Source organism: Streptomyces sp. 15-116A (genome assembly GCF_025290915.1).
Lineage (GTDB): Bacteria > Actinomycetota > Actinomycetes > Streptomycetales > Streptomycetaceae > Streptomyces.
Genome location: NZ_JAOCQE010000351.1, coordinates 1 through 5,456, shown reverse-complemented (window position 1 = coordinate 5,456; position 5,456 = coordinate 1). Strand labels below are relative to the sequence as shown.

At 71.9% G+C, this 5,456-nt stretch carries 5 protein-coding genes; 3 read left to right on the top strand and 2 right to left on the bottom strand.

The annotated features are described in order from the left end of the window. The 3 genes from N4P33_RS31915 to N4P33_RS31905 form a co-directional block, all read left to right on the top strand. A partial coding sequence (locus tag N4P33_RS31915; protein ID WP_260830434.1) for a P1 family peptidase occupies nucleotides 1-611 on the top strand: 611 nt, incomplete at its 5' end. A gap of 138 nt (nucleotides 612-749) precedes the next feature. After that, nucleotides 750-1,973 (top strand): Ig-like domain-containing protein, encoded by a 1,224-nt coding sequence (locus N4P33_RS31910; protein ID WP_260830433.1) that lies wholly within the window; start codon nucleotides 750-752, stop codon nucleotides 1,971-1,973. 190 nt (nucleotides 1,974-2,163) lie between these two features. After that, nucleotides 2,164-2,910, top strand: a complete 747-nt coding sequence (locus N4P33_RS31905) for a DUF6227 family protein (protein WP_260830432.1) — start codon at nucleotides 2,164-2,166, stop codon at nucleotides 2,908-2,910. A 12-nt stretch (nucleotides 2,911-2,922) separates the two neighbouring features. On the opposite strand, the gene N4P33_RS31900 is transcribed toward N4P33_RS31905, so the two are convergent. Both N4P33_RS31900 and N4P33_RS31895 read right to left on the bottom strand, forming a co-directional pair. After that, a complete protein-coding gene (locus tag N4P33_RS31900) occupies nucleotides 2,923-3,231 on the bottom strand; it encodes a hypothetical protein (protein ID WP_260830431.1) in 309 nt (102 codons plus the stop codon). 108 nt (nucleotides 3,232-3,339) lie between these two features. Further along, the gene (locus tag N4P33_RS31895) at nucleotides 3,340-5,400 is read right to left on the bottom strand and encodes a fructose-specific PTS transporter subunit EIIC (RefSeq protein WP_260830430.1); all 2,061 of its coding nucleotides are present in this window, start codon (nucleotides 5,398-5,400) and stop codon (nucleotides 3,340-3,342) included. Nucleotides 5,401-5,456: the final 56 nt, after the last annotated feature.

The window sequence follows — 5,456 nt, the reverse complement described above, 5'->3', positions numbered from 1 at the left end:
CGGGGAGCGAGCCGGGGGCGCCGGTGGAGCAGGGCTGTGTCGGCGCCGGTACGGGAGCCGTGGTCGGCCAGGTGAAGGGCGGGGTCGGCACGGCGAGCACGGTGCTGGAGTCGGGCTTCACGGTGGCCGCGCTGGTGGTGGCCAACGCGGTGGGGTCGGCGGTGGATCCGGAAACGGGGGTGTTGTACGGGGAGTTGTCCGGGGGCCGGGTACGTTACCCGGAGGCGAAGGTGCACGCGGCCGCGCGGCAGCGGCTCGCGGAGCTGGCCGAGCGCAACGCGCCGCCGCCGCTCAACACGACGCTCGCGGTGGTCGCCACCGACGCGGATCTGACGCAGGCGCAGGCGCAGAAGCTGGCCGGCACGTCCCACGACGGCATCGCCCGCGCGGTACGCCCGGTCCATCTGCTGAACGACGGCGACACGGTGTTCACCCTGGCCACGGGCCGCCACCACCTCGACCGCGCGAACCCGCTCGCCCTGAACGAACTCCTGGCAGCGGGCGCGGACATGGTGACGCGGGCGATCGTCCGGGCGGTGCGGGCGGCGAGCCCGGTGTCGGGGCCGGGCGGACAGTGGCCGTCGTACGGGGAGTTGTACGGGGAGGTGTGACGCGGCGGCGGTGATTGTCCCGGTTCTGTCACCGTGCTGCTGCTCACCCGGGTCGGGTGGAACCCGGGCCGGTGCCGGGTCCCTCTTGGTTCACGTAATCGAGCGGATCACCCACATCGACCGAACCTGGAGCAGCCCGTGACAAAGCCGGACATTGCAGCGCGGCGCGTGGTGGTGGCCTGTGCCGCCCTGATGGTCGGCGCCCTCACCCTCACCGCGTGCGGGGGCAGCGCGAACGCCGACAGCGACAAGGACGGCAAGCAGGGCGCGGGAGCGGCGGACACGTCGGTCGCGAAGATAGCGATCTCGGCGAAGGACGGCTCGACGGGTGCGTCCATCAACTCCACCGGCGTGAAGGTCAGCGGCGGCCGGCTGACGGACGTGAGGATGACGGTGGCGGGGACCGGCGAGGCGGTGCCCGGTGAGATCTCCGGCGGCGGCAAGGTCTGGAAGCCGAAGGAGCAGCTGGAGCGCGGCACCAAGTACCGGATAGCGGCCACGGCGAAGGACGGCGAGGGGCGTACCTCCGCGGCCAACTCGGTGTTCACCACGGTCACCTCGGCGGACAGCTTCATCGGCACGTACACGCCGGACCAGGGGAGCACGGTGGGCGTCGGGATGCCGGTGTCGTTCACCTTCGACAAGGCGATCACCGACAAGAAGGCCGTGCAGTCGCACATCACCGTCACCTCCAGCAGCGGACAGAAGGTGGTCGGGCACTGGTTCGGGGCGCAGCGGCTCGACTTCCGGCCGCAGGAGTACTGGAAGGCCGGCTCCAAGGTCACCATGAAGATCGACCTGGACGGCGTGGAGGGCGCGAACGGCGTCCACGGGGTGCAGAAGAAGACGGTGACCTTCACCGTGGGCCGCTCGCAGGTGTCCACGGTGGACGCGAACACGCAGACCATGACGGTCGTGCGGGACGGCAAGACCCTCAAGTCGGTGCCGATCTCGGCGGGCGACGCGCAGCACACGACGTACAACGGGCAGATGGTGATCTCCGAGAAGTCCGTCCAGACGCGGATGAACAGCCAGACGGTGGGCATGGGCTCGGAGTACGACATCCCGGACGTGCCGCACGCCATGCGGCTGACCGGGAGCGGCACCTTCATCCACGGCAACTACTGGTACAACAAGGGCAATCCGCCCTTCGGCCGGCAGGGCACCAGCCACGGCTGCATCGGCCTGCAGGACGCGCAGGGCGCCCAGGGCAGCACCCCCGGCAAGTGGTTCTACGACAACTCGCTCGTCGGGGACGTGGTGATCGTCAAGAACTCGGCCGACAGCACGGTCGCACCGGACAACGGGCTCAACGGCTGGAACATGGAGTGGAGCCAGTGGGTCGCCGGGAGTGCCGTCTGAGGCGGCGGGCGGAACCTCCAAGTCCGCGCTGAGCAGCGGGAACTGACGCGCCCTCGGGCCGCTCGGGAACCTTCCGGGCGGCCCGTCCGTCTTTCCTTCCGTACGTTTTCTCGGTTCCCGGACATGATGTCCGACCGAGGGGCTACGGTATGCACCCACAAGGTGACATGCAGCAACGCCGGGAGAAACCTTGAGCGTTCCGTACGAGACGGCAGCGTATGAATCCGCCGACTCGCCCGAGTCCCCGGAGGAGCACCTCGCGCGGCTCCTCGGCCGCACCCTGAACTCCTTCGAGCTGCCGGACGAGACGATACGGCGCCTGGACTGCGCGCTGGCGTACGACGCCTCGCTGCACTCCGCGCACCACAGCGCGGGCCTGCACCGGGAGACGTACCGGCACACCTGGCTGCTCTCCGACGGCTCGGCGCTCACCCTGTGGGAGCTGGTCCACAACACCGCGCCGGGCGGCGAACCCCAGCACGAGGTGTATGTGGACGAGGAGGAGCTGCGCACCGCCACCTCCCGGCTGCCGCTGCCGGCGGACACCCCCGACTTCGAGCTTCCGGTGACCGTGCAGCTGTCGCCCGCGCACGCGCCCCGGCACGCCTACGCGCCGGACGACTCGGCGGACCACGCGCGCCGTTTACTGCGCCGGGCGGAGAACGCGGACCGGCCGGGCGCGGAGACGGCCGCGCTGCTGACCACGGCGTTCGCGCACCAGATCACGCAGGCCTTCGGCCGGCCGCTGCGCGCGGGGCGTTCGGGGCTGTGCTTCTCGCTCTACGAGCACGCGTTCCTGCTGTGCGACGGCGTGGAGATCTCCCTGTGGGAGGTCGAGCACACGGCCACGCCGGACGGCCGGCACATGTGCGAGGTGTACGTCACCGAGGATGCGGCCCGGGACGCGATGGAGCGGCGGGCGGCGCGGGTCTTGTGACGGACGCGGCGGTCAGGCCCGGCCGCCCTCGTGGAAGCGCCGTACCAGGCCCGCGAAGGCGTCGCGTTCCTGCGGGGTGAGGGGTACGGACTCCGCTCGTGGGCCCGTGCGGCGCTGGCCGGGGATCGCGGCGATCCTCCGGTCCGGATGCCGTGCGGGCCGTGGGACGGCCGCCCGGTGCTCCACCGCCCTGACGCGCCGCCCGCGCCCCCGTCCGAGGCCGCGGCGCAGGGCCTCGGCGACTCCGGCCGCGCAGGCGAGGGCCGCCAGGGTGAGGACGCCGGCGCCCGCCACCCTCATGATCGAGTCGTGCTCAGGCATGCGCCCCAGTACACACCACGGTCCGGGATGTGAACCCCGGACCGTGAGGAGCGTGATGTATCTCGCAGTTGGTGCGAACCCGGCAGCAGTCCGGTGCCGCCCGGCTTGCTAGGCGGCCACCGCCTGCTTCTTCGCCGTCGCCGAGGTCGGCGTGCCCTCGCCGGGGCCGGTGACCGCGGCATCCGGAGCCGGCTTGCGCAGGCCCTTGAGGACGATCACCAGGGCGGTCGTGACACAGACGCCCGCGGCGATGGCGACCAGGTAGAGCAGCGGGTTGCCGATCAGCGGGACCACGAAGATGCCGCCGTGCGGGGCGCGCAGCGTGGCGCCGAACGCCATCGACAGTGCGCCGGTGACCGCGCCGCCCGCCATCGAGGCGGGGATCACGCGCAGCGGGTCGGCCGCGGCGAACGGGATCGCGCCCTCGGAGATGAAGGAGGCGCCCAGCACCCAGGCGGCCTTGCCGTTCTCGCGTTCGGTCCGGTTGAAGAGCCTGCCGCGGACGGTCGTGGCCAGGGCCATGGCCAGCGGCGGGACCATCCCGGCGGCCATCACCGCGGCCATGATCTTCATCGCGGAGTCGCTCGGAGAGGCGACCGCGATACCGGCGGTGGCGAAGGTGTAGGCGACCTTGTTGACCGGTCCGCCCAGGTCGAAGCACATCATCAGGCCGAGCAGGGCGCCGAGCAGGACGGCGTTGGCGCCGGTCAGGCCGTTCAGCCAGTCGGTCATGGCCTTCTGGGCGGAGGCGATGGGCTTGCCGATCACCACGAACATCAGGAAGCCGACGACCGCCGAGGAGATCAGCGGAATCACCACCACCGGCATGATGCCGCGCAGGGCCGCCGGTATCCGCACCCGCTGGATCGCCAGCACCACGGCACCCGCGATCAGACCGGCGGCCAGACCGCCGAGGAAGCCCGCGTTGATGGTCAGCGAGATCGCGCCGCCGACGAAGCCGGGCACGAGACCCGGCCGGTCCGCCATGCCGTAGGCGATGTAGCCGGCCAGGACCGGGACGAGGAAGCCGAAGGCGACACCGCCGATCTGGAAGAGCAGCGCGCCCCAGCTGTCGGCCTGGGTCCACGCGAAGTGGTCCATCACCGAGGGCGCCTCGTTGATCTCGTAGCCGCCGATCGCGAAGCCGAGGGCGATGAGCAGTCCGCCCGCGGCGACGAACGGGACCATGTAACTGACGCCGGACATCAGCCACTTGCGCAGCTTCGTGCCGTAGCCCTCGCCGGAGCCGCCTGCGCGCTCCACGGGCGTACCGGCGGACGGGCCGGACGCGGCGGCGGCCGTGGCCTCACCACGCTCCGCCTTGCCGCGGACCTCGGCGATCAGTTCGGCGGGGCGGTTGATGGCGGCCTTGACTCCGGTGTCGACGGTGGGCTTGCCCGCGAAGCGGTCCTTCTCGCGTACGGCCACGTCGTGGGCGAAGATCACGCCGTCGGCGGCGGCGATCACGGCCGGGTCGAGCCGGGTGAAACCGGCCGAGCCCTGCGTCTCGACGGTGATCTCGACGCCCGCCTCCCGGCCGGCGTTCTCCAGCGACTCGGCGGCCATGTAGGTGTGGGCGATACCGGTCGGGCAGGAGGTGACGGCGACGATCCGGAAGGGGCGGGCCTCCTCGACCTCGGTGGTGTCCGTGGCGGAACCGGCGGAGGCCGCCACCGGTGCCGCCACGGAGTCTGTCGTACCGCTCTCCGGCGGCGCCTCGGGCTCCTCGCCCCGGATCAGCGCCGCCGCGGCCGCCGCGTCGCCCACCGACCGCAGCGCGTCGGTGAACTCGGTGTTCATCAGCTGCCGGGCCAGCGACGACAGGATCGTCAGATGGGCGTCGTCGGCACCGGCGGGCGCGGCGATGAGGAAGATCAGGTCGGCGGGACCGTCCGCCGCACCGAAGTCGATCCCGGCGGCGCTGCGCCCGAAGGCCAGCGTCGGCTCGGTGACGTGTTCGCTGCGGCAGTGCGGGATGCCGATGCCGCCGTCGAGGCCGGTCGGCATCTGGGCCTCGCGGGCGGCCACGTCGGCGAGGAAGCCGTCGAGGTCGGTCACCCGGCCCAGGGCGGCCATGCGCTCGGCGAGGGCGCGGGCCGCGGCTTCCTTGGTGTCGGCGGACCGGTCGAGATCGAGATCGACCAGTTCCGCGGTGATCATGTCGCTCATCGCGGGCTCCTTCGCTCGCGTATCGCCCGTGCGGTGGGATGGGCGGGGGTGGGGAG

What these genes read in the sequence shown, in the direction of transcription:
- N4P33_RS31900 (WP_260830431.1), bottom strand. Translation starts at nt 3,231, where the DNA reads ATGCCTGAGCACGACTCGATCATGAGGGTGGCGGGCGCCGGCGTCCTC.
- N4P33_RS31895 (WP_260830430.1), bottom strand. Translation starts at nt 5,400, where the DNA reads ATGAGCGACATGATCACCGCGGAACTGGTCGATCTCGATCTCGACCGG.